The organism is Cytobacillus pseudoceanisediminis (assembly GCF_023516215.1).
In the GTDB taxonomy this organism is placed as follows: Bacteria; Bacillota; Bacilli; order Bacillales; family Cytobacillaceae; genus Cytobacillus; species Cytobacillus pseudoceanisediminis.
The window spans coordinates 3,297,011-3,319,217 of the sequence record NZ_CP097349.1; the positions used below are offsets into that span (position 1 = coordinate 3,297,011).

Annotated in this window: 22 protein-coding genes and 4 pseudogenes; 9 read left to right on the plus strand and 17 right to left on the minus strand. The window is 44.5% G+C overall.

All coding sequences use genetic code 11. From position 1 onward, the window contains the following. Positions 1-12 precede the first annotated feature (12 nt). Positions 13-1,269: a YeeE/YedE family protein gene (locus tag M5V91_RS17690; protein WP_251174054.1), complete on the minus strand. Its 1,257-nt coding sequence runs from the start codon at positions 1,267-1,269 to the stop codon at positions 13-15. Positions 1,270-1,933: 664 nt separating this feature from the next. Here M5V91_RS17690 and M5V91_RS30565 point away from each other — a divergent pair. The 3 genes and pseudogenes from M5V91_RS30565 to M5V91_RS17705 form a co-directional block, all read left to right on the plus strand. Further along, positions 1,934-2,446, plus strand: a pseudogene (locus M5V91_RS30565) (DUF3298 domain-containing protein); the annotation flags it as partial. Further along, positions 2,371-2,544 (plus strand): annotated as a pseudogene (locus tag M5V91_RS17700) (polysaccharide deacetylase family protein); the annotation flags it as partial. The pseudogenes M5V91_RS30565 and M5V91_RS17700, both read left to right, overlap by 76 nt. Positions 2,545-2,577: 33 nt before the next feature. Next, positions 2,578-2,874 carry a polysaccharide deacetylase family protein gene (locus tag M5V91_RS17705; RefSeq protein ID WP_284522319.1) on the plus strand — a complete coding sequence of 99 codons (297 nt, stop codon included), beginning with the start codon at positions 2,578-2,580 and terminating at the stop codon, positions 2,872-2,874. Positions 2,875-2,909: 35 nt separating this feature from the next. Here the strand turns inward: M5V91_RS17705 and M5V91_RS17710 are convergent, their stop codons facing one another. Continuing rightward, entirely contained in the window at positions 2,910-3,392 is a 483-nt protein-coding gene (locus tag M5V91_RS17710) for a GNAT family N-acetyltransferase (protein ID WP_009335178.1), read from the minus strand. A gap of 183 nt (positions 3,393-3,575) precedes the next feature. Here M5V91_RS17710 and M5V91_RS17715 point away from each other — a divergent pair, with 183 nt between their 5' ends. From M5V91_RS17715 to M5V91_RS17730, 4 genes are read left to right on the plus strand one after another with little or no spacing between them, the layout of a single operon-like run. Next, positions 3,576-4,910, plus strand: coding sequence for a spore germination protein (locus tag M5V91_RS17715; protein ID WP_019379419.1), 1,335 nt, complete (start codon positions 3,576-3,578; stop codon positions 4,908-4,910). Further along, positions 4,900-5,979, plus strand: a complete 1,080-nt coding sequence (locus M5V91_RS17720) for a GerAB/ArcD/ProY family transporter (protein WP_019379420.1) — start codon at positions 4,900-4,902, stop codon at positions 5,977-5,979. Before M5V91_RS17715 ends, M5V91_RS17720 begins: the two co-directional genes overlap by 11 nt. Further along, positions 5,966-6,529: a Ger(x)C family spore germination protein gene (locus tag M5V91_RS17725; RefSeq protein ID WP_284521393.1), complete on the plus strand. Its 564-nt coding sequence runs from the start codon at positions 5,966-5,968 to the stop codon at positions 6,527-6,529. The genes M5V91_RS17720 and M5V91_RS17725 overlap by 14 nt, the downstream gene beginning before the upstream one ends. Beyond that, positions 6,427-7,047 carry a Ger(x)C family spore germination C-terminal domain-containing protein gene (locus tag M5V91_RS17730; protein WP_284521394.1) on the plus strand — a complete coding sequence of 207 codons (621 nt, stop codon included), beginning with the start codon at positions 6,427-6,429 and terminating at the stop codon, positions 7,045-7,047. Before M5V91_RS17725 ends, M5V91_RS17730 begins: the two co-directional genes overlap by 103 nt. Before the next feature lie 289 nt (positions 7,048-7,336). On the opposite strand, the pseudogene dnaB reads toward M5V91_RS17730, so the two are convergent. From dnaB to M5V91_RS17760, 4 genes and pseudogenes are all read right to left on the minus strand, one after another. Further along, positions 7,337-8,646, minus strand: a pseudogene (gene dnaB / locus M5V91_RS30570) (replicative DNA helicase). Next, positions 8,567-8,986, minus strand: a complete 420-nt coding sequence (locus M5V91_RS17745; protein WP_500797328.1) for a replicative helicase loader/inhibitor — start codon at positions 8,984-8,986, stop codon at positions 8,567-8,569. The pseudogene dnaB and the gene M5V91_RS17745 overlap by 80 nt, the downstream one beginning before the upstream one ends. Then, positions 8,979-9,730: pseudogene (locus M5V91_RS17755) on the minus strand (conserved phage C-terminal domain-containing protein). The gene M5V91_RS17745 and the pseudogene M5V91_RS17755 overlap by 8 nt, the downstream one beginning before the upstream one ends. Before the next feature lie 180 nt (positions 9,731-9,910). Further along, complete coding sequence (locus M5V91_RS17760) at positions 9,911-10,351, minus strand: GNAT family N-acetyltransferase (protein ID WP_019379425.1); 441 nt, start codon at positions 10,349-10,351, stop codon at positions 9,911-9,913. A gap of 297 nt (positions 10,352-10,648) precedes the next feature. On the opposite strand from M5V91_RS17760, the gene M5V91_RS17765 reads away from it, so the two are divergent. Further along, positions 10,649-12,616 (plus strand): M6 family metalloprotease domain-containing protein, encoded by a 1,968-nt coding sequence (locus M5V91_RS17765; RefSeq protein WP_251174057.1) that lies wholly within the window; start codon positions 10,649-10,651, stop codon positions 12,614-12,616. Between the two features lie 73 nt (positions 12,617-12,689). On the opposite strand, the gene M5V91_RS17770 is transcribed toward M5V91_RS17765, so the two are convergent. The 11 genes from M5V91_RS17770 to M5V91_RS17820 form a co-directional block, all read right to left on the minus strand. Further along, positions 12,690-13,190, minus strand: a complete 501-nt coding sequence (locus M5V91_RS17770; RefSeq protein WP_192908210.1) for a hypothetical protein — start codon at positions 13,188-13,190, stop codon at positions 12,690-12,692. Then, positions 13,187-13,813, minus strand: a complete 627-nt coding sequence (locus M5V91_RS17775) for a DUF5957 family protein (RefSeq protein WP_251174058.1) — start codon at positions 13,811-13,813, stop codon at positions 13,187-13,189. The genes M5V91_RS17770 and M5V91_RS17775 overlap by 4 nt, the downstream gene beginning before the upstream one ends. An 899-nt stretch (positions 13,814-14,712) precedes the next feature. Beyond that, positions 14,713-15,402, minus strand: coding sequence for a response regulator transcription factor (locus M5V91_RS17780; RefSeq protein WP_009335192.1), 690 nt, complete (start codon positions 15,400-15,402; stop codon positions 14,713-14,715). Continuing rightward, positions 15,368-16,327: a sensor histidine kinase gene (locus tag M5V91_RS17785; protein WP_284521399.1), complete on the minus strand. Its 960-nt coding sequence runs from the start codon at positions 16,325-16,327 to the stop codon at positions 15,368-15,370. The genes M5V91_RS17780 and M5V91_RS17785 overlap by 35 nt, the downstream gene beginning before the upstream one ends. Then, positions 16,321-16,491, minus strand: coding sequence for a hypothetical protein (locus tag M5V91_RS17790; protein WP_284521400.1), 171 nt, complete (start codon positions 16,489-16,491; stop codon positions 16,321-16,323). Before M5V91_RS17790 ends, M5V91_RS17785 begins: the two co-directional genes overlap by 7 nt. Positions 16,492-16,739: 248 nt before the next feature. Beyond that, positions 16,740-16,940, minus strand: coding sequence for a hypothetical protein (locus M5V91_RS17795; protein WP_009335194.1), 201 nt, complete (start codon positions 16,938-16,940; stop codon positions 16,740-16,742). After that, positions 16,937-17,137 (minus strand): hypothetical protein, encoded by a 201-nt coding sequence (locus tag M5V91_RS17800; RefSeq protein ID WP_019379431.1) that lies wholly within the window; start codon positions 17,135-17,137, stop codon positions 16,937-16,939. The genes M5V91_RS17795 and M5V91_RS17800 overlap by 4 nt, the downstream gene beginning before the upstream one ends. Positions 17,138-17,417: 280 nt before the next feature. Further along, positions 17,418-19,454, minus strand: a complete 2,037-nt coding sequence (locus M5V91_RS17805; RefSeq protein ID WP_284521401.1) for an Fn3-like domain-containing protein — start codon at positions 19,452-19,454, stop codon at positions 17,418-17,420. Further along, positions 19,433-19,864 carry a S8 family serine peptidase gene (locus M5V91_RS17810; protein WP_284521402.1) on the minus strand — a complete coding sequence of 144 codons (432 nt, stop codon included), beginning with the start codon at positions 19,862-19,864 and terminating at the stop codon, positions 19,433-19,435. The genes M5V91_RS17805 and M5V91_RS17810 overlap by 22 nt, the downstream gene beginning before the upstream one ends. Next, the gene (locus M5V91_RS17815; RefSeq protein ID WP_284521403.1) at positions 19,807-20,904 is read right to left on the minus strand and encodes a S8 family serine peptidase; all 1,098 of its coding nucleotides are present in this window, start codon (positions 20,902-20,904) and stop codon (positions 19,807-19,809) included. The genes M5V91_RS17810 and M5V91_RS17815 overlap by 58 nt, the downstream gene beginning before the upstream one ends. 62 nt (positions 20,905-20,966) lie before the next feature. Next, positions 20,967-21,245 (minus strand): hypothetical protein, encoded by a 279-nt coding sequence (locus tag M5V91_RS17820; RefSeq protein WP_284521404.1) that lies wholly within the window; start codon positions 21,243-21,245, stop codon positions 20,967-20,969. Between the two features lie 758 nt (positions 21,246-22,003). On the opposite strand from M5V91_RS17820, the gene M5V91_RS17825 reads away from it, so the two are divergent. Next, positions 22,004-22,189, plus strand: coding sequence for a hypothetical protein (locus M5V91_RS17825; protein ID WP_019379435.1), 186 nt, complete (start codon positions 22,004-22,006; stop codon positions 22,187-22,189). Positions 22,190-22,207 lie beyond the last annotated feature (18 nt).

Genomic DNA, 22,207 nt, shown 5'->3' on the forward strand with positions numbered 1-22,207 from the left:
CCAGGCTTTCCATTAACAAACCGAATCAGTAGATTTCGGGTTCTTCAATCCAAACAGCGGACGGATGAACAGCGCCACGCCCGTTCCAAGCATGGCCATGATGGCCCATACCCAGCCGTGCAGGCTGAAAGATGCGATTCCGCCGAAGTAAGCGCCGATGTTGCAGCCGAATGCAAGGCGGGAACCATATCCCATCAGCAGTCCGCCGACAATCGCAGCACCGGCAACACCAGGCTTGATTTTCCCAGGCTTGAACGTTCCCTGTAATGCCGCTGAAATAAAGGCACCCAGGATGATGCCGAAGTTCATAACGCTTGTAGAATCAGCAAGAACAGTATTTTTTAATGCGGCTAAGTTCGGTTCAGTCGCAAAATAACCCCATGATGTTACGTCAATGCCCATTGCCTTCAATGTTTTACCGCCCCATAATGCGAATGCGGATGTGATGCCCCAAGGCGTTCCGCGCACAGTCAGAGTCAGTGCATTCAGCAATGCCAACACAATCGCTGCTGCAAACAATGGCCAGGATCCTCTCAGGATTTTTTTCCATCCGGCTGTTGTAGGCAAAGCTTTCATCATTGGTGCTTTTCGCTTTTTCGCGATTTGCAGAGTTACCCAATAGATTAATGCAAATAGAGCAAGCTGCAGAACCAATGCTCCGCCGTAGCCGAGTCCCGTAGATGTAGCCAGGGAGATTGGCGGCAATGCCGGTGTTTCTTCCATCCAGAATGAGAAGTGGTACGCCCCGATCGTGGAACCAGCGATGAAAGAAATCAGTGTCAGAGTCATCGAGGATTGTCCTCCGCCTACCGAATACAAAGTACCGGACGCACAGCCATTCCCAAGCTGCATCCCGATCCCAAAAATAAATGAACCAAACAGGACGCTAACTCCTACAGGAGACACATATCCTTTAGGCTCGATTCCTGTAAAACTAAAGCCAGTGCTTAAAATAACCGCAAATAGGGCTGAAGCAACTGCCAGCATCAGCATATGCGCCTGCAGCCCCTGCCCGTTTCCGACGCTTGCGAAGCGCCTGAATGCAGATGTGAAGCCGAAGCGGGCATGAAGCAAGGTCATGCCGAGTGCAATTCCAATAATAAATAGAACTCCCTGTGTCATGTTCGCTGCATTTATAATGGAAATGAACAAAATGATAGCTGCAAGAACGCCAGCTGCAACAAAAGGCTTTTGAATTGGATTTAAGTTTGAAACAACTGTTGTTGGTGCTGAAACCCATGATTTGCTTTTAACTTCTACTTGAGCCAACCTCATTCACTCCTTTTCTTATCTTTTTAGTCGGATTAAAGTGTTATTTTATACTATATTTTTTTAAAAGTAAATGGTGAATTTTTCACAAGACCGATGATTTTCCCTTTTTCACCTGATATAATTATATATTTGGAGAGTCATAATTTTACAGACAGGAAAGGAAAGGATATCATTGCTTAAGCGGTTAAAATGGCCATCATGGGCATTATTTTGCATCCTCATTGCAGGCATCTATTATTTCATCAGCTCTGGAGCTGACACCAGCCTGCAGGCTTTTTCCAGAACAGAAACCACTTCCCCGGCAGCTTTCCCCGGATTAAACCTTGAAACCCGGACAAAGGAAACGAAATCTTATACCCTTGCGATCAGTACTCCGATCACTGAAATTGAGAATTTGAACAAACCCATGAAAGAATGGATTCAGGCGCAGGAAATGGAATTCCTGGAACTTGTGAAGGCAAACCGGCAGGTGCTGGACAGTGAAGAATTCCGTGCCCATCTTAATATCAAGGCGGAGCCGAAAAAAGTCTCCGATACCATGTACACCCTAGTATTTGAAGCCTACCAGTACACAGGCGGCGCAAATGGGCAGGCTGCGGTCAAAACGTTCACTATCGACCTTGCGAATCAGAAAATGGTACATCTTGCCGATGTGATTCGTATGGATGAGGAGTCCCTGGCGACTCTCAGGCCGTTGATAAAAAAACAAATCGGCGAGAAAGAAGAACTCCAGGACTATCTGTTTGAGGACCTGCTTGACGAAGCGCTGGAAAATCCGTCGAGCTGGAAATGGGCACTGAGCGGCAAGAATTTCACCCTTTATTTTAACGAATATGAAATTGCGGCCGGTGCAGCCGGAGCGGTCAAAGTGAAAATTCCAATCGAACAGATCCGTCCCCTCTTAAAGGATGAAATCGCCCAGCACTTGAAGCTCCCTGACATTCAGCTTCCTGAACCGGAATTCAAGGAACCAGAAGCGGCTCCGCTGGATCCAAACGGCAAGTATATTGCCCTTACCTTTGATGATGGGCCACACCCGAAAGTCACACCGCTTATTCTGGATATTCTAAAAAACATAACGCAAAGGCTACCTTTTATATGCTTGGCAGCCAGGCACAATTCTATCCTGCCCTCGCAAGCCAAGTGGCTGAAGAAGGTCATGAAATCGGAAATCACAGTGACAGCCATGCGGACCTTTCATCCCTCGGTGAAATCGAAATCCGCAAAGAAATGGAAGAAGCCAGCACCAAAATCAAAGAAGCAAGCGGCCAGCTTCCAGCAACCGTCCGCCCGCCTTATGGGGCCATGAATGAAGATGTGAAAAAAATTGCCGGAATGGCCCATACACCGCTTATTCTATGGTCGGTCGATTCACTGGACTGGAAAACACTTAATGCCTCGGCTATTCAAAAAATCGTGAAGGCCAATGCAGTGCCAGGCGCAATCGTTTTGATGCACGATATCCATAAGCCAACTGCTGAAGCACTTCCAGACCTGCTGACCTATCTTGAAAAAGAAGGCTACGAATTCATTACCGTCTCCCAGCTTCTCTCCTTGCAGGAGCAGGAAGTGACCGGTACGTTCTTTGGAAAACGGCAATAATCATTCAACAAGACGCTCAGGAAATTCCTGGGCGTTTAGTTTTTGTCGTTCCTGCTCGAAGATGCGCCAGTATCCTTTTCATATAACTTAATGGAATCCCCGCTCGCCCCGTACACCTCTCCGCTATGTGTCCAGCCGTATTTTTCATAATACCCTTGCAAATCCGTCTGGAGATGGAGCTTCTTAAATCCAAGCTTCGCCGCTTCTTCAATAGCATGATCAAGCAGCCGGGCGCCAAGCTTCTTTCCCCTGCTGCTGGGATCAACGTACAGACATGCCAGCCACGGATGCAAATCCTGCCGGCTATTGAGGTCATTGCGGATTAACGCATACGTGCCTATGATTTCTTCATTCTCGATCCCAACATAAAACCTCGGGATGCCGTCCCCCGATTTCCCTGAATGGATCATGCAATCCTCATAAAAGCGGAAGTTTTGCTCATTCCCCCACTGTTCCCAGAAAAATTGGACTGCGCCCTCAACTAAATGCGGATGTTCGTGAACTGCGATAATTTTCATTTAACTTCCCCCCACATTAACTATTCCTCTCGAGTTTTGATAATTCCTGGCTGAACTCTTGTTCAAAGACGAAAGATACCTCTTTAGCCGAGGTTTAAAACGCCAGATAAAGTTTATAGGAATAAAATTTTCCAGCAAGCGAAACTTAATAATATTTATGTCTTTATAAAGGGGTAACCCGCAATGGATCGATTTGTTATTGAAATAAAAGCAGAGCTTGGAAACAATGGCGATTTTCATCTTCAAAGGGACTATCTTGCGGATGCTGCCGTGATGCTGATGGGATTTAATACACTCATTGATTTTATCAAAACGAGAACGGTGCTTCACAAGCATGCGGAGAGCATCCTTTCGCAGAATCAGCCTTCTGAGGATTTATGGCGGGCCATAGGGGAAGTGATTGAAGGCGATGTCCGGAAAGCCATTTCATCCATATATGAAGGCAAACTGATTATCCATTTTGAAAACACCTCCCGTTTTATCATTATGGAGCCTGTACCTGCTATGCTCGATCGTTCGATTGATACGCCAACAAATGAAAATGTTATTAAAGGAGCATTGGATTCGTTTACAGAAGGTATTGATGCCAATATCGGCATCGTCCGAAAACTGGTGAACTCGGAGGAAATTAGAATCGATTCTTTTTCGGCCGGACACAGCCGCAAAAACAAACTTTCCTTGCTTTATATAGACGGCCAAGCGGATATGGATCTAGTTAATAGCATACGTGATAATATTAAAAAAAATATCCAAATGGAAGCATGTGATCTTCAGGGGCTGGCTAAAATGCTGGGGTTTCCATCATGGAATGCTATATCAAAGTTTAATACGACCGAGCTGCCCCATCATGCGGTTCAGAATCTGAGAAAGGGAAAAGTGGTTCTATTCGTGGATCGCTTGCCTTTTGCGCTCATTCTTCCAAGTCTGTTCTGGGATATGTTTGCTATTGAAAATGACCGGAATTTTCCCCTGCCCCTCATGTTAGCCATTCGGTTAATTAGAATCATCGGCATTTTAATCACGCTGATAACACCAGGGCTGTATGTGGCTCTGGTTTCCGTAAACCCTGAAGTCTTGCAGCTCCAGCTTGCTTTATCAGTTGCCCAAAGCCGTGAAGGAGTTCCCTACCCGGCATTGGTGGAAATTTTCTTCATGCTGCTTATTCTGGAATTAATCCTGGAAGCCAGTGTAAGGCTGCCTAAATCCATTGGCCCCACCATTACCATGGTCGGGGGAATTATCCTGGGACAGGCTGCCGTGGAAGCGAAATTAGTCAGCAACCTGCTGATCATCATTCTAGCCGCCACTACCATTGCCAACTCAACCATCGTCGGCTTTCAAAATTCTGTTTCCATTCGGCTGTTCAAATATGCCATTGTGGTCCTGGCAGCAATTTTTGGCATTTTAGGACTGGTTGCCGGTTTGGTTTTCGTAGGCGCTTACCTGGCAAGCCTCAATACTTATGGCAAGTCCTATCTCTACTTAAATTTAAAAGGGAATGAGAGCAATGGCGGATAAAAGTTTGCATGTCATGCTGATGTACGTCATCAGTCATTTGGGCCTTATTTTCTTTATGTATCCCGGCAATGTTATTTCAAGCACAGAGCAGGGCCATTGGCTTCCTGTTCTGGTCGGTGTGGTCATTCATTTCATTTTTATTACTATTTATATGAAGGGGCTAAGCTATTTTCCGAAAAAAGACATCATTCGCATCTATGCAGGAATCGGAAAAGGGACAGCTATCCTTTTTATTGCCCCTGTTTTCTTATATTTCTGCATGATTTTATTGATAACACTCCGGGCTTATTCAGAAATTATTACGATTGTCTTTTTATCAAACACACCATTATGGGCCATCATGCTATTATTGATATCCATTTCGACCTATATAGCAGCCAAAGGAGCCGAAACCATTTTTCGCACCGGTCTTCTTCTATCCCTTTTATTTCTTCCCATCATTATCTTTATTTTCTTCACTTCTTTTCAAAACGTGGATTGGAGGTACGTGGTTCCTTTAGATGCAGATTTCGGATTTATTATAAAACGAACATATTTGGAAAGCTTTTTTGCTTTCTCCGGAGGCTTTTTGTTTCTGGGTTTTGTTCAGCCTTATTTCTCCTATAACAGAAAATATATATTATGGGCCGCTGCCTTCCTTATTCCCTTTTTCCTTTTTTCAGTCTATATTCCCGTGCTGACTTTTGGGCAGGCCACCTCAGCCACAACCTTCCTTCCATATGTTGTGGCCGTGGACGCCATCAATATTAATTGGCTGATGTTCGACAGGGTCACGATGTTTTTTCTATTGAGCCTCATCTCCTTTATCATGCTTTACCTTGCCCTTGTGTCCTGGAAGACAATCCGTATCTTAACTCATTACCTTCCTTCCATTAAACCGGTAAAATTGTTGCTAGCCCTATCTGCCGCAGTCTATCTTTCATGTTTCTTCATCCAGGACTGGAAGGATGTCGAGAAATTATTTTGGTGGAATACGTTTCTGAGGTTTTACATTTTGATTGCAGTCCCATTTTCAATCTTTTTCTTTGGACGCCGCATAAAGAGGAAGGGTAAAAATGAAACCAATTAATCTAAAATCTAAAGCCCCTATTACGGTCTGTCTGCTTCTGGCAATGATGACTTTAACCGGCTGCTGGGACATTAGGGATATCAATCACCGGACACTCCCCGTTGTCCTTGGCATTTCTACAGATGAAGATGGCAAATACAAGGTATTCTTGAAAATCGTTGAGCCCATCGAAGATAATTTGGAAGTGAAAGTCGTTACCGGAACTGGAGAAACTATCTCCCACGCCGTCGATGTGATCAGCCGAAACATGGAGACTAGCGTAGACCTGCTTCATGTAAAAGTAATCATGATTGAGCGTAAAACGGCTGAGGAAGGCATGAAGGACATTATTGCCGGTTTCATGAGATCCCGGGAAGTTTCACCCAAAGTGCTAATCGCCATTTGTGACCAGAACATGGATGAGTTTTTTCAATACTTACAGAATCAAAGGAGCTTCACGGAACCAACATGTTCGATTACTTCGAAAAAAATGCAGGCTGGAATCCGGAAATTGCCCTTACAAGGATATGGGAAGTCTACCGAAGCATTCATTCCTATACACGCGATGTAGCCATCCCCCTGTTAATGACGGGAGAAACGACAACTTACAAGCAAGTTGGCTCTGCTGTTATCAAAAACGGAAAGATGGTAGAGCAGATCAGCAATGACGAAACCCTGCTATTCAATGCATTTAATAATGAAAGCACCCATGGACAAATCGAAGTCCTGGATCACGCAAGTGTCATGATCATCGGCAACTCCATGGACCAGCATATTGAATTGACTGATAAACAGCCGTTTTTGCAGAGCCGAATAAACCTGAAGGTTGTCGTCCTCGAAACACGGGGCAAAACATCCAGTGCCATGATCAAGAAAGAATTAAGCCATCTCCTGTCAGGCCGATTCAGCAGCATGTTAGCCAAACTCCAGGAAAGCGAAGCAGATATTCTGGGCTTGGGACAATTGTATCGCACTAAAATCGATCGAAACGAGCTAAAAAACTGGAGATCCATTTACTATCCAAATTTGAAATCTGATATCCAATTTCAGATAGACATTCAAAATGAAGGGTATTTAAAAACAACCTGATGGGACAGTGAACCTGTCCCTTTTCCGGTTACGCGTTTAATAAGTGTGACAATTAATTGTGCTTGATGCCGGTTTGCTTTATTTGAGGATACTTTTCAGCTCGATTAGTTCCGTTCATTATCAATTTTTCATTGCGAAGGGAACGATTTCACCCAATTCGTGCGCTCCATTTTTCCGCACAAGGGGTATGATTCCACCTCATTCGTGCCCCTCATCAACAACTTCCCCACCCAAAGGACGATTCCCTTATTCGTCCCGCTCACAACTCTCTTCCCTAAAAAGCAGCAGCTCACCCAAACTCCCCCGGCGGCAAATCCCCAAATTTCCCTATTTCCTTCATAAAAGCCAATCTTACTGTCCCAATCGGTCCATTCCGCTGTTTGGCGAGAATGATCTCAATTGTATCCTTGCGGTCGGATTCCTTATGGTAATAATCATCTCGGTACAAAAACGCAATCACATCCGCATCCTGCTCAATCTGCCCGCTTTCCCGCAAATCTGAAAGCATCGGCCGCTTGTCCTGCCTGCTTTCCACACCCCTGCTAAGCTGAGACAAGGCAATGACTGCTACATTCAAATCCCTTGCCATTGTCTTCAGCTTCCGGCTGATCTCGCTTATTTCCGCCTGGCGGTTCTGATGCCTGGGATCACCCGCAATCAGCTGCAGATAATCAATCACCACCAGTATCCGTTTACCCTCGCCGTACTTCCTGCGAGCTTTCCGGACCTTGGACCAGATGTACTGAATATCCATTCCCGCCTGATCGAAAATATGCAGATTCACCTCGCCGAACGCTCCATCACACCGGATAAATGAGCCCAGTCTCCATCATTAAAATACCGCTTCGGGTTCCTCATTTTAATCGAACTGATCTCCCCTTTGCAGCTGATCATCCTTTTCAGGAGCTGCTTTTTGGACATTTCCAGTGAAAATATAAGGGCCGCTTCCTGATCAGCCGCGTTCAAGGCCATATTCAGAGCAAAGGCTGTTTTCCCGACACTTGGCCTCGCTCCGACAATGACCAAATCAGACTCCTGAAACCCGCCGGTCAGCCTGTCCAGGTTCCTAAAACCAGACGGAATCCCAGTCATTTCGCCAAGATCCATTTCCGCCTCCCCGTAAAGCTCAACCAAAGCAGGCATGATCTCGCCCAAGTCATCATCCCCAAGATGATCCTCAACCTGCATGAGATCATGGATGCCATCCCTCAAAGTGGAGGCAATGTCGCCATTCTGTGCATGTTCCTGAATCCGCCCCGCAATTTCTACCGCCTTGCGCTTCTGGTAATATTCAAGAACCGTGTCCTGATAAAATGTAAAGTTCGCCACAGTCGGCACACTTCCGGCAAGCTGGGTGATATAGCTGCTTCCACCAATGCTCTCAAGATTGTGCTGGCCCGCTTCCTCCACAACCGAAATCACGTCAACAGGCTTCCCCTTCGCATCAAGCTGCAGAATAAGCGACATCAGCCGTTTTAGTCTGGCCAAATAAAAGTGTTCCGGCCGCAGCGTGCAATCTTTAATAAGCCCATCCTCCAAAAACAGCGCTCCCACTGTCGCCTCTTCTGCTTCCTGGCTGTAAAGCCCGTACCCCTGCATCAGACTTCCCCCTGACTATGCCGAGAATCTGCCGCATTTTCGCCAGTTCAGCCTGAACCACTTCCTCGCTTGCCGGCTTCCAGGAAATCGGAACAATAAAGGCCGAATCCCTACAATCTGGAATCGCTCTCGAAACAGCCGCAGACTTTCGCATCAGATCCGAAATCTTCGGAGGATAAGGTGACACCTCCACATGCTGAAGCAAATTCTGCCGCAGGTCTTCAACCTCATGATGCCGCAGCACCTCATGCCAGTAATCAATTTTTTGCTGATTCACCTCAAACTGCTCGTAATAAACGGCAATCAGCGCAAGCAGCGTATACGTCTCCCGTTTAGTCATCAAGGTTAAAATCCTCCTCCCGCATCCGCTTACCAAGCGGCTTTTGATTCAAGTACGATTCAAAGCGGGTGCCAAACAGCGTCTCCGGTCTCAGGAACTTCCTCCAATACGGATCATGCAGCCATTCCTCCGACTTCAGGTCGATCACTTTTTTAAAATCCTCGAGCCTGAATCCCTCCAGCCACCGTGCCCGGATCAGCTTCTTCGTTTTCTTCGAGCCTGTCCGGTATGCTGAATGGGTTTGGCTGTTCAGGTATTCGATAACCGCAGCATAAGCAATATCTTTTTCTCTGTTGCAGTCTCTGCAGTAGTCTCTGGTATTGGTTGTTCCGACCCGGCATCCTCCATAGGGCGTTCTGGCTGGCTCGACAGTTCCATCTGACTGGTTCCAGATGCCAGAAAGTAATCTTGGCAGCCCTCCACCTCAGCAGCAAGCTTCTCATAATCAATCGTGTACCATTTTGTCTTATCCATCTTTGAAAAATTAAAATTCCCCGATATCAAAAAGCCTTGATCTTCAAGCGAGCGAATCGTCCGCTTAATGGTCGTCTCAGACCAAAATGTCATTTGCTTTTTCCAATCTTTATATGTATTAAAAATCCAGGTTCGTTCTTCTATTACATGCTTGCTGTTCAACAGCCAATAATGGATCTGCTGAAGCATCACAGCTTCATTGAAACCAATCTTTTCTGCCAGAGAAGGCAGAATCATAATTGGATTCTCCTTCACCAAAAGTTTGCTCATCTTAACCCCTCCACCCGTTTTTTGTTTTTGCACCGTCCGCAAATTCTTTTTGGAATTACGATTAGATCACACTTATAAAATCGAAATTAACCATTAAAAAAGGCAGGGTTTATAAATATTTTTAATTAATTATGAAGATTTCGTGAACAAACAAATAAAGGCTGCCCATTTTCGGCAGCCTCAAGTATGTAATCGTTTCTCCAGCACTATCTTATGCAATCCTTTTACATCCGTATAAGTTTCAATCACATCAAATCCATGCTTAATATTTAAAATCAGCATGCTTCGCCATTTGTTCATCGTCTTCGTCCTGACCACTTTATAGCCCTTTTCTTTTAGGTATCCGTGCTGCTTTTCCATCAGCATGGAAGCAATCCCACTTTTCCTGTAATTAGGGGCCACCCCGCCAAGCCAGCTATAAAACGTATCCTCATCAATGGCATACCCCATTTTATACCCGATCACCTTTTCTCCATCCATAGCCGTCAGCACCAGTAATTGGGGTTTGCTTTTCATTTTGCTCACCAAATCATCAGAATCACCGAATATGTTTTTATGAAGTTCTAAGATTCCATTTAATATGCCAGCATCTGGCATCGTGCAAAAGATAGTTATTTTCATTTGTGCCTCCAGCTTTTATCAATGATATATATATTTTTTCAACCAAATTCTCACCAGACCTTCTTTCTATGTAAAATTTCTCAAATTCTTCCCCGCTATTTTTTTAGGTTAGCAACTCTATTAACTAAAGAATACCCCTGCTTCCAGCAGGACCTTTTCGACAAATTTCGGGAGGTGACAAGCACCAATTTTAGGACTTCTCTATCATTTTGAATATTTTAAATATTTTATATTTTTAAAAACGAAATAAAATTGTATAATTTACCAGAATGCTAGAATTAAGGGAGGCGAATTAAGTTGAGGCAATTGAAAAGGTCTTTTATCATGCTAGTTACATTTCTTTTACTGACAGTCTCTTCTGCAGCATATGCAGAAAAGCCAGGTCTCGAAGACTTCCCGGATCCTGCAGATGCGCAGTCATGGGAACTTCCTGAAAATATGACCTGGGAAGATTACCGGCCAGTTCCGGGAATTGACTGGCGCACGGCTGATATTGAACCTGAAAGAGTATTAAGGGGAGCACTTGTTATTGTCGATTTTCCTGACAGGGAGTTTATTTTAAGTCAGCCTGAAGGTTCTGAAGTAGCAGGCAACCCCATTGGCACCGGCAATATCCCACGGGATGAAATCGGCCAGTTCTGGGTGGATTTCCTGAACAAACCGCAGCCATTGAATAATTACCGGACCATAAATGAATATTGGAGAGAAAATTCGTATGGCAAATGGGCTGTAGAACTGGATTCATTTGGAACTTATCGGATGGATCACAATGAATTCCAATACGGACTTAACGAGTTTGGACAGCAAGGCAATATGCCAGGAGAGTACGAAGCAAAAAATTTAAGAACTGAAGCTATGGAGAAGGCGAAAGCTGATATTGCAGCTTCAGGAAAGAATTATGATTTTACCTTCATCCTGCATGCCGGATATGATGAGTCAGGTGTCTGGCAGGAGTTTGGGGAAATGATGTTCCAAACCGCAGAGGATGTAGCAAAGGAATTCGGCCCGCCTTTTGAAGGGTTCCCTAATTCCGCCAATACACGCTATGTTCCCTGGACTTCATGGCTTGCTGCGAAAAGCATCTGGTCAAGTGCCAGCCGCGGGGTTTCGATCCAAGGCGAAAATGATGGAATGGGCACCTTCGCTCATGAATTTGGCCATATTATGAATTTAGGGGATAACTACAACAATCCATATGGAAAGCCTGTATCCCGCTCCTATTCCGGACCTTGGGAATTAATGAGCCGCGGAAGCTTTAATGGGCCTGCAGGGCCGCATACGCGCTGGATGGTACTCCCTACTCTAGGCGGGTCAGCGCCGTCCCATCATATGCTCCGGAACAAGATCAAGCAAGGCTTCTTATCGGAAGACCAATACCTGAACATCAGCCGGGAAGAATTGGCTGAATCCGGACCTGTGTTTGCGGATATCCTTGCACGTGCCGTACCCGCTGGTGAAGAATTTGGCCGTAGTGCCCTTCACGGCATTAACATCAGCATGGAGGATCTGACTCCGAAAAACTCGCTTGAGGACGACTGGCGTGCTGATATGCAGCGCGGGGAAAAATGGTATAACAACTATACTGTTGAAGTTGTTGACCGAGTAGGATTCGACTCTTTCACTCCAGATTCCGGCGTTCTTCTTGCAAAGACAAAAAATTCTGAATCAGCACCGAACATTTGGGTCATTGACTCGCATGCGGAAGATATTAACCAGGTTGACTTTAAACGTCCTGACGGAACAGAAGCCATGTATTCCAAAGGGGATTACAGGCAGCTTTCCGATTCCCTCTTTAAGGCAGGTACTGCAGATGGTGTTGTCAGCGAATATAAGGACGAGCATAACCGGCTTCACTTTTACATTTTAGATAAAAAGCTCGATAATCAAGGGGCACTCTCCTATCGAATCGCTGTACGACATATGGATGACTCCGGCTCGTCTATGAGGGGAGTTGCTGCAGAGAACAGCAAAGTCCAATTTGCCGCTCCTGGCAGGGTTGCAGCCTATTATTTCAAGGTAACCAATACGGGCAATGCAGTGGATCTTATCCGCCTGGATGCAAAGACAGAAGCTGGATGGGAGCTCATGCTCGAGCATAATGTCATTGAAGTGCAAGCCGGCGAAACCGTGGAAGTTCCCGTTTACGTGAAAATTCCAAAAACCAAGCCTGTTCCGACAAACCTTACATTTACAAGTACATCTGAAACAGATCCCGCCAAAAAAGATACTGCTGCACGACGGGTTGGTCCAGGGGCAGGGAAATAATCTATGGGGGGACACTCTTTAGTGTCTCCATCTAAATGAAAAGGGACAGGCCCCGCCTGTCCTTTTCATTTGCCTACTCACTATAACGCAATCTGCACTGATAAAATTTCAAAAACCCGACAAACACCATGATTGCCCCGAACGTGTTGCATGCAACCCTTATCCAATTGATCATCAGAAATTCACGCGCTGTCTGTTTCAGAAATTGAACTGAATGGACAGTCTGCCCCTCAATAAACATAATTTCGTTTCTCGGCCATTCAAACACCATGGATATGACACCTAGCAGAATCATGACAAGGATACTTCCCAGAACCCAGTTACGGGCAGCTTTCATTTTCCAAACCAGGAGTAGCGCCCCGGCTCCAGTGACCCAGCTTGCAAAACCGAGCGGCGGGAAAAAGGTATGGGGACTTGCGGCCTCCATAAAATCCATCGATACTTCAAACGATTTCGGGATGTTATGAAAGATATTCGGATAAACCATGAACACCTCCAATATAAAGGCACCCAGCATAATGAACGTGATCCATAAATACGCAGCCATAAAGAAAAATGTCAGTTTTTGTTTCATTCCTTTTCCTCCTCCATTTTGCGTCTCTTTTTTAACTGCCAAACCGGCAGAAGCACTGCGGAGCATGCAGCCAGATAGAACGGCAGAAATTTAATGCCCATTGGTTTATCGAATAAAATCAAGCCAAAAATCCCGATTAAATTGGACAAAATGACGCCCGCCGTTAATCCGCCGGCTGCACCTGCCAATGCCCAAATCAGCATCCCTTTGTTCTTTTCTTTTGAGTGGCCTGCCTCCCGATGCCCCTTCAAGACCTTCCAAACCGCTGCCGCGCCTGCCCCCAGCAGCAGAACCCCCGCAATCGGGTGAAAAGCACCCAGCCAGCCGACTCTCCAGCCCATGTTTGCCGTGAAATACATGGCAAACAGCAGCAGGAAAATGACCATGATCTCCTTATAGATCAGCGTGAAAAACCCTCCTGCCAGCGCAGTTATGATCATAAGCACTGGAATGGCATAGCCAAACATATGCACAAAAAGTTTATGGGCGGCCCACTTGGATGGATCATCAAAAATCGACATGCCCGCCAGGAAAAATTGAATCAGCAGGCACCCCAGATAAACCATGCCCAGTCCTATATAACTATTTTCAGCCAATGTTCTTTTTGGAAATTTCTTCTTCACTTTGTTCCCTCCCCGCTCTTTTCTTGAATGTTGAACTTTATGAAACACTCATGGCGACCATTTTCAGCCCTACTCTTGATTTTTGGGCTTCATGATGCACTCATGGCGACCGTTTCGGCCTTCTCCTCGATTTTTCGGCTTCATGAAGCCTTCATGGCGACATTTTCTGCCCTACTCTCGATTTTTGCGCTTTATGATGCACTCATGGCGACCGTTTTCGGCCTTCTCCTCGAATTTTCGGCTTCATGAAGCCTTCATGGCGACCGTTTTCGGCCTTCTCCTCGATTTTTCGGCTTCATGAAGCCTTCATGGCGACCCTTTTCAGCCCTACTCTCGATTTTTGGGCTTCATGATGCACTCATGGCGACCGTTTTCGGCCTTCTCATCGATTTTTCGGCTTCATGAAGCCTCCATGGCGACCATTTTCAGCCCTACTCTCGATTTTTGGGCTTCATGATGCACTCATGGCGACCGTTTTCGGCCTTCTCATCGATTTTTCGGCTTCATGAAGCGTTCGTGGCGACCATTTTCAGCCCTACTCTCAATTTTTGGGCTTTATGATGCACTCATGGCGACCGTTTTTGGTCTTCTCCTCGAATTTTCGGCTTCATGAAGCGTTCATGGCGACCCTTTTCAGCCCTACTCTCGATTTTTGGGCTTCATGATGCACTCATGGCGACCGTTTTCGGCCTTCTCATCGATTTTTCGGCTTCATGAAGCCTCCATGGCGACCATTTTCGGCCTTCTTCTCGAATTTTCGGCTTCAAGAAGCTTCATGGCGACCAGATTTCCTTTACAAAACCTATTCTAAGCGAGGGTTCTAACATCACTCTTATCAATTTCTTACAAAAATATTAAATCCGGGAATATAAAAAGAACGCATAGAAATCTATACGCTCTTACCGCTTAAATCGATAACCCACACCCCAAACGGTTTCAATATAATCAGGATCGGACGGGTCTTTTTCAATTTTCTCCCTCAGTCTTCTGATATGAACTGTAACGGTTGTCACATCCCCATAGAAATCAAATCCCCACACCTGCTCCAGCAGATGCTCTTTGCTGAAAACCTGGTTCGGTGATGAAGCCATAAACAGCAGCAGGTCAAACTCTTTGGCCGTAAGCACTTTTTCCTGGCTGTTCACAAAAACTTTCCGGGTCACCGGCTGAATATGCAAACCCCTGATCCTCATGTCTTCTTCTTTGTTTTGTCCGCGGGAAACCAGCCGGTCAAACCTTGCTATGTGGGCCTTCACCCTGGCGATTAATTGATTGGGATTAAAGGGTTTTGCGATATAATCGTCCGCTCCGCGGCCCAATCCCCGAATCATATCAATTTCCTCATTCTTGGCCGTTACCATAATAATCGGGATCTCTGAAATCTCCCTGATTTGCCTGCAGATTTCATACCCGTCCATATCCGGAAGCATCAGATCCAATAGAACCAGCCGGTAGGAGCTCTGCTTTAATCGCTCCAGCCCTTCCTGTCCTGTTGCAGCAATGTCGGCTTCATAATGATTCAATTCGAGGTAATCCCGTTCCAGCTCGGCAATATTAAGCTCGTCTTCTATAATTAAGATTCTTTCCAATCGTTACCCCCTTTTTTAACGTGAACCATATACTCAGTCCATGTCCGGTGCCTCCTCTTGCCCAAATGGTCCCCCCATGGCCTTCAATGATCTTTTTCACGATCGAAAGCCCCAGCCCGGTGCCTCCTGTAGCAGAGTTTCGGGATACATCTGTACGGTAAAAACGGTCAAATAAATAGGGCAGCTCGTCCTTTGAAACACCTGCTCCATTATCCCGAATTTCAACTATGACTTCCTCCGCTTTTGACGACAGCCTGAACATTAATTCTTTCTTTTCCTCATTCATGTATTTCAAGCTGTTTTGAACAATATTGGCAACGACGCGATTCAATTTCCCCCTGTCCGCATGCACCCGATAGGATTGATTCGGCTGACACTCAAGGCTTAGACTGACATTTTGTCCCGCAAGATTAAAACGCAGCTCCTCCAAATAATGATCAAAATAGGACACTAAATCCATCTCCCTCATATCATAAGGCACATTTGGCAAGTCAAGCTTAGAATATAATAAGAGCTCAGAGATTAAGGATTCCATTTCATCCGATGTCTTTTCAATCGTGCGGATATATCGATCCATTTTCTCTGGTGTATTGGCCACACCATCTGATATTCCTCTGATATAGCCTTTAATGCTCGTTAACGGCGTTTTTAAATCATGGGAGATGCTCGCAATCAATTCCTTCTGATTTTTTTCATATTGCATTTGTATGTCAGCGGCTTCCTTCAATCTCCCGCGCATGATATCAAATGCCATCGCCAATTCGTTCAGCTCATCCTTTTTCCCGGAAACCTCTATTTTTGTATCCAAATTTCCTCTGCTGATATCGTTAGCAGCTTCTTTCAGCCTGAGGAGCGGCTTAATAATGCTTTTTGAAACAAGGTATGTTAATAGCCCGTTTGTTAAGACCAGCACCCCAACTAACAAATAAATCCGAATTGACCGAAAAAAATGAGATCCTCCTGATCCACCTCGCCTTTCACAGGATAAAACAATAGATATCCAATAATCATTTCCAGTACTAAAAATAAGACAACAGGAAGCAGAACCATCCCTATATTCGATAAAAGCAAACGTCTTTTTATGGACACTCTGTCACCCCAATTTTTTAAAAATTTACTATCGCTCCCAGCCAGGCACTCTTTATTCTTTACATCATAGTCCGGGAATAATAAGTGTAACCAAAGGTTCTAACCAAATCATTATGTAGTTATTACATTTTTCTTAACAAAAAGCTGATATAAAAAGATTGATGATCGGGCTGCTTTCAACTAAAAAAGTGTACAGATTTCTTTCTGCACACCAACATTCGGAAAGCCATTTTTCATTTAATTACCTTCTACCCATTCTTCTCTTCCATTTTCAAAAGGAGATGATCGATTTTTTCCTCCATACGCTTCAGTCTGTCGTTTCTTCTCTTGAAAATGAAAAATAAAATAACGAGAATCGCCGGAATCCTCAGTAAAAAGACAAAAGCCAACAGCTGAAATAAAATATCGCCAGCATTAAATCCAGCCTGAGCCAGAATTAAGAAATTCATGAAGATTCCCCTTTCTGAGATGCCATTGTTAAATTATATAAATGCCTGAGGGATACAACGAGAGCAAAAACAGCCAGAGCATTAGTCACGGAAAAGAATTCTATACCCGTTATCATGTTTCTAATCATCAATAATATGGCTATTACAGAAATGATGATGGCCGAGTAAAAATCAAACCTGCCGCTATTTTCTTTCAAAACTACTCCCCCTTTTATGATAGTTTACGATTTTACTGAAGGGAAAGTTTCATGGCCAGTTCTAAAAATGCCCGGCAAGCTGCAAAATCTTATTTACAAAACTACTATTTGGAGGATCGGGGACTCTATTTGCAGGTTCAACGTTTCTAATTGCAGGTTTCCCCATCCTATTCGCAAAAACAGTCGATCTATTTGCAGGCTGCCCCTTCCTATTTGCAAACCACTCCCCAAAAAGAAAACCCGGCTCCTCTGAAAGGAATCCGGGTTTCTCCAAACCTATTTATTTATCTTTCTTCCCATTCCCTTTCCCAGGCTTTGCCGGGCCATCAGGGGTTTCATGATTCTGGGGTGGCTGCTCGCCTTTTTTCAGCTTATACAGTTCGACTGTTTTGGTCGTTTTATTTCCTGCCAGGTCCTCAGCTTCGAAAGTAAAGACATTTAAGCCTTCTTTCAATGAGAGTTTAATGTTATTGAATTCTTTTTCAATTCCCCTCATTGCATACGGTTCCTGGAATTCCTGGTAGAAAAGCTCGCTGCCGTCCTGGTAGAAGCGAAGCTGGTCAAAGTTATCTGTCACGGTGATATTGATGACAGGGTCTTTTTTGTTGTGCTTAATGTACTTGCTTGAAGGAAGTCCATCGATTTCGACAGTTGGGCCAGTCGCATCGACGATGATTGTGCGCTTGAAGGAAATCGCATTATTCGCAGTATCCACCGCTTTCACTTCCAGGCTGTGAACGCCATCTTCAAACGTCATCGTTGTTTCAAATTCATATTCCCCTTTTGCTTCATTGTAAGTAGTCTCAATAGGGGTTCCGGCAATGGTGAATTCCTTCATGCCAGACTCTTCTTTGATCGTGCCGCTGACATTCAGTTCATTTGTGTTGTACACTTCAAGCGCTTCAGGCTCTACGAGGTACACGTATGGAACTGTCTTGTCATTGCTCACTTCGCCTATTTCCACAGTTGCTTCTGAAGAGTTTCCGGCAAAGTCATAGGCTACAACCTTAACATTTGTGCCAGCTTCTAATTCTTCCGGAAGTGTAAATTCTTCTGTATCGCCGCTTAGCGCTTCATCCAGAATAGACTCTTCATCTACGAAAATATCAATATACGAAATGCCCGAACCTTCAGGGTTATCAGCAGCTTCCAGCTTTAAGGCTGTGTTTCCTTTGATAAGTTCAGCCTGAACACTTGGGGCTGCCGTGTCCACTTTCACAGGGATTTTCACGGACTGCCATTCAGCCCCTGCATAGTCGATAACAGATTTGATCTCAAAATAGTACTGTCCATCCTGTGCAAGCTGATTGCTGATTTTTCCATCCCAGCCCCAATTCGGGTTAAGCGTATAGTTCGGACCAAGTCCTCCATCGTAATAATGCTTGCGAAGACTGTTTTCCGTGCGAAGCTTTCTTAGTGTTTTTCCATCTTCATCTGTAATCGCGAATTCTATCTGTTTAGCATTTCTCAGGAATGAAAGAACCGGGATCAATTGATCCTGAACTTTGTCTCCGTTCGGAGAAATGGCAATCGCGTCACCGCTGAATGTGTCATTTACCGGATCATATCCTAAATAAGAATAGCCCTCGGCCGTTTCAGAAACAGCTCCTGCCATTCCGTAGAATGAACTGTCATCATATTTCATGCCGTCAAGGATCGGAGCTTTATCCCAATCACCCTTGAAGCCTACATAAGGAACCGTTAATTGCGGGTTCACATCAGAAGAATCTGTCAAAGTGACATACCCTTCAACAAAGTATCCGTTCGGGAATATCTCTTCAATATCTACAGGTGTTTCAAAGTTACCTGTTATCGAAGGATCTACCACTTTTGCATTGCTGACATCCACACTTACTTTAAAGCTTACAGATCCATTCGCAGGAACGGTTACCTCTGCTGCATCCTGGCCATCCACTTTTACAGAAGCATCTAAAATCTTCTGAGCTTCAAGCTCATCTGCTGCCCAGCCCATCTCTCCATAGGCTGCAAAATCAGTCTGCAGATTTGCTGCCACATCATAATCCACATCTTCATCACTGAAGTTTTGTGCTTTTAACGTGAATTCAAACGTATTGCCAACCTCTTTTAAAGCCACTTTCCCTTCATTCGTTGAAGCCTCCGTTACGATAACAGGAGAAGATAATGCCGAATGAAGCTGCATGATGCCGGAACCCTGGCGGCGTGGAGAATAAGGGATATTCCATTCAAATGCACTGTTTACGGTTCCTTTATCCATGACCGGCGCCGCTGTATTCATCATCAGGTTCTTCGCAACGTTAACACGGTCAAAGCCGGTTACGCCAAATTCTGTATCCACTCGCTCAAGAACAAGTGCCGCACCCCGGAAACATGAGGAGCTGCCATGGATGTACCGCTCATCATTCCGTACTGGTTATTCTCAAGAGTTGAGTAAATTTGTCCGCCCGGAGCTGTAATTTCAGGCTTAAAGTCCAGGTTAGGCGTTAATCCCCAAGAAGTGAAGGCGCTCATTTTGCCTGCTTCAGGGTTTGCTGATTTTGTCTTTTCCCCGTTAAAAGAAAGCGTGACTGTCTGGCCACCCTGTATCGCTGCTGCCAGCTTGTCTCCGTCTGTCTTCAGCATGAACAGCTGCGGGATTGTAATGGACGGATCACTCGCCATGTTGACATATCCGTCAGCATTATTGTAAATTATGACCCCAAGGGCTCCAGCTGCCTGGGCATTAATGGCTTTATCAACAAATGCCAATTCCCCCGCTGAATTAATGCATATTTTCCAGCAACACCGGACAGCTCTTCAGGCTTGCCCAATCCGCCGTAGGCCACTTCAAATGTTTTCGTCTCAACATCGTTCGGGTGTACATTTCCAGCTGACAAGAATGCAGCTTTTCCAGACTCTTCACCGAATTGGTAGTTGACTGCATCCAGATCCATGAAAGTATTCTCAATGGACGCTACCTGAAGAGAATCATAGGAAACACCAGGTGATCCGGAAACACCGATATCCGGGTTTTCACTGCTTGGATTTGCAAAACCATTTCCAAAGTGAGCAGAGTTCCCTGCAGAAATAGACATTAAAATACCATTTTCCACAGCTCTGGCAATTGCTTTTTGCTCAGCTGATTCAGGGCTGACAAACCCGGCTGTAGAACCAAGGCTCATGTTCAGCACGTCTGCACCAAGGATAATCGCATCATCAATCGCCTTTACATAAATATCACTGTATGTAGAAGGCATATTCGGATCATTTCCGAATACTTTAAGCGCAAGGATCTGGGCTTCAGGAGCTACCCCTTTAATGCCGCCATTCTCCTCATCGCCATTCGCTCCGACAGTACCGGCAACGTGCATTCCATGCATAGAGGCATCCGGGCCGATATCGCCGATGGTGTCATTTTCATCCATATAGTTGTATCCATATGGCACTTTTTCAGAATAATATTTCCCAAGAAGGCCATTGTCTTTCTTAAATTTGGAGATTTCAGCCTTCGTTAATTCCTTTTCCGTTTCCTCTGCTAATACCATGTCGCGATGGGAAGGATCCATACCGGTATCGATGACACCGACTACCATTCCTTCACCTTTAAAGCCGTAATCACGCCATACTTCCTGAGCTTGTACAAGCTCTTTGCTGTAAAGCATATCCGGCTTTTCCTGTGGCTTTTCGTACTCGTTTACCACTTGTACTTCGGCCACTTCCGGCATTTCTTCAACAAGCTCAATGTCTCCATACATCATCTCAGCACTGAAACCATTTACTATTGTAGTAAAGCTTTCACGCTCAATCATCTTAACTTTATTCTTTTTAGCGCGATCCTTTACCTTCTGCTGTTCAGAAAGCTTTTCAGTTTTCAGCTTCTGCTTCGTTGCTTCCGGAAGTTCTTTATACTTCTTTTTTGCTTTTGGGCATAAAGGACAGACGGCTCTGTCTTCATCTCCACTATGACCCTGACTATATCTGTTTTGCTGTACTGCTTGTCCAATTCACTTTTCTTTATTTCCTGGATGGTCTTGCGGTTTTCTTCTCCCTTGGTGCTCGGTGACTTTTCGGGTAAAATGGCCCCTGACACCGAACTGGAGAACATTAGCATGAACATTAATAAGGCCACTGCTGATCTTTTAAACCTCATCCCCTACCTCCTAGTTATATTATTCAGAATTTTTCTAATACACTATAAAGGTATCAAATCCAATTTTTTCATATAAGGATCAAAAGACCTAATTAACACTTCGACAAACGGTGAAAAAGTCCTATTTTTAACGAAAAATGCTGTTGTAAAATTTCATATTTTAACAGAATATGAGATTTAACGGGACAGGCGAACAGGTTCTTTGTCCCACTAAAGGACCCAGTCATGAACAAAGAAAAAAGGCATAACCAGACAGCAGCCCTGCCTGACCATACCTCAGCCAGATTGATTCTAGTTCCGATATTCCGTTTCAATATCCGGTTTCGTCTGGCGGTCTTTGTCAGCTTTCAAAGGCATACAATATAATCTCAATCCCGCTATGTGTCTTACGCCAATCATAAACGACCAGTACGCTCTTATCTGTCCTGTTTTCCACTTCAGCCTTAAATCCGTTTTTAAACCTCCTCGATAATGATTCTCTTATCCTCATACTTTCCTGAGTTTACTTGCCTTCGATCATCATAAACAATTGCATAGTCTAATAACTTGTTAGAAATATTCATTTACTCCCTCCTTTAAATATGGATATTTATGTTAAAATATAGTTTACAGCCTTTCTTTATTCTTTAATTCATCCAGAATCTCATGATTTAATTTTATGATATATTCCTGCTCTTTCTTCATTTCATGCTGCCTATAGGCAACGAATATGAAAAAACGCACACACAGATTTTTATAGATTTGAAGGCGGTGAAAGTTTGACTAAATCGCAGCGATTTTTATTAACCCTATTAGCCATCATTTTGAGCTTTGCCCTATTTGTTGTTGGAATACTATTTGCTGAAAAAGTGCCTTTCCTGACTGTGCTGGGGATATTGGGGCTTAGCGGGGTTTATTACTTTGTTTTCCGTATTGTCAAAAGATCACCTAAGACAAAACACTAAAGATACCTATTCCAATAG

What these genes read in the sequence shown, in the direction of transcription:
- M5V91_RS17705 (WP_284522319.1), top strand. Translation starts at nt 2,578, where the DNA reads ATGAATGAAGATGTGAAAAAAATTGCCGGAATGGCCCATACACCGCTT.
- M5V91_RS17710 (WP_009335178.1), bottom strand. Translation starts at nt 3,392, where the DNA reads ATGAAAATTATCGCAGTTCACGAACATCCGCATTTAGTTGAGGGCGCA.
- M5V91_RS17715 (WP_019379419.1), top strand. Translation starts at nt 3,576, where the DNA reads ATGGATCGATTTGTTATTGAAATAAAAGCAGAGCTTGGAAACAATGGC.
- M5V91_RS17720 (WP_019379420.1), top strand. Translation starts at nt 4,900, where the DNA reads ATGGCGGATAAAAGTTTGCATGTCATGCTGATGTACGTCATCAGTCAT.
- M5V91_RS17725 (WP_284521393.1), top strand. Translation starts at nt 5,966, where the DNA reads ATGAAACCAATTAATCTAAAATCTAAAGCCCCTATTACGGTCTGTCTG.
- M5V91_RS17730 (WP_284521394.1), top strand. Translation starts at nt 6,427, where the DNA reads ATGTTCGATTACTTCGAAAAAAATGCAGGCTGGAATCCGGAAATTGCC.
- M5V91_RS17745 (WP_500797328.1), bottom strand. Translation starts at nt 8,986, where the DNA reads ATGACTAAACGGGAGACGTATACGCTGCTTGCGCTGATTGCCGTTTAT.
- M5V91_RS17760 (WP_019379425.1), bottom strand. Translation starts at nt 10,351, where the DNA reads ATGAAAATAACTATCTTTTGCACGATGCCAGATGCTGGCATATTAAAT.
- M5V91_RS17770 (WP_192908210.1), bottom strand. Translation starts at nt 13,190, where the DNA reads ATGAAACAAAAACTGACATTTTTCTTTATGGCTGCGTATTTATGGATC.
- M5V91_RS17795 (WP_009335194.1), bottom strand. Translation starts at nt 16,940, where the DNA reads ATGAATTTCTTAATTCTGGCTCAGGCTGGATTTAATGCTGGCGATATT.
- M5V91_RS17815 (WP_284521403.1), bottom strand. Translation starts at nt 20,904, where the DNA reads ATGATTGAGCGTGAAAGCTTTACTACAATAGTAAATGGTTTCAGTGCT.
- M5V91_RS17820 (WP_284521404.1), bottom strand. Translation starts at nt 21,245, where the DNA reads ATGAGGTTTAAAAGATCAGCAGTGGCCTTATTAATGTTCATGCTAATG.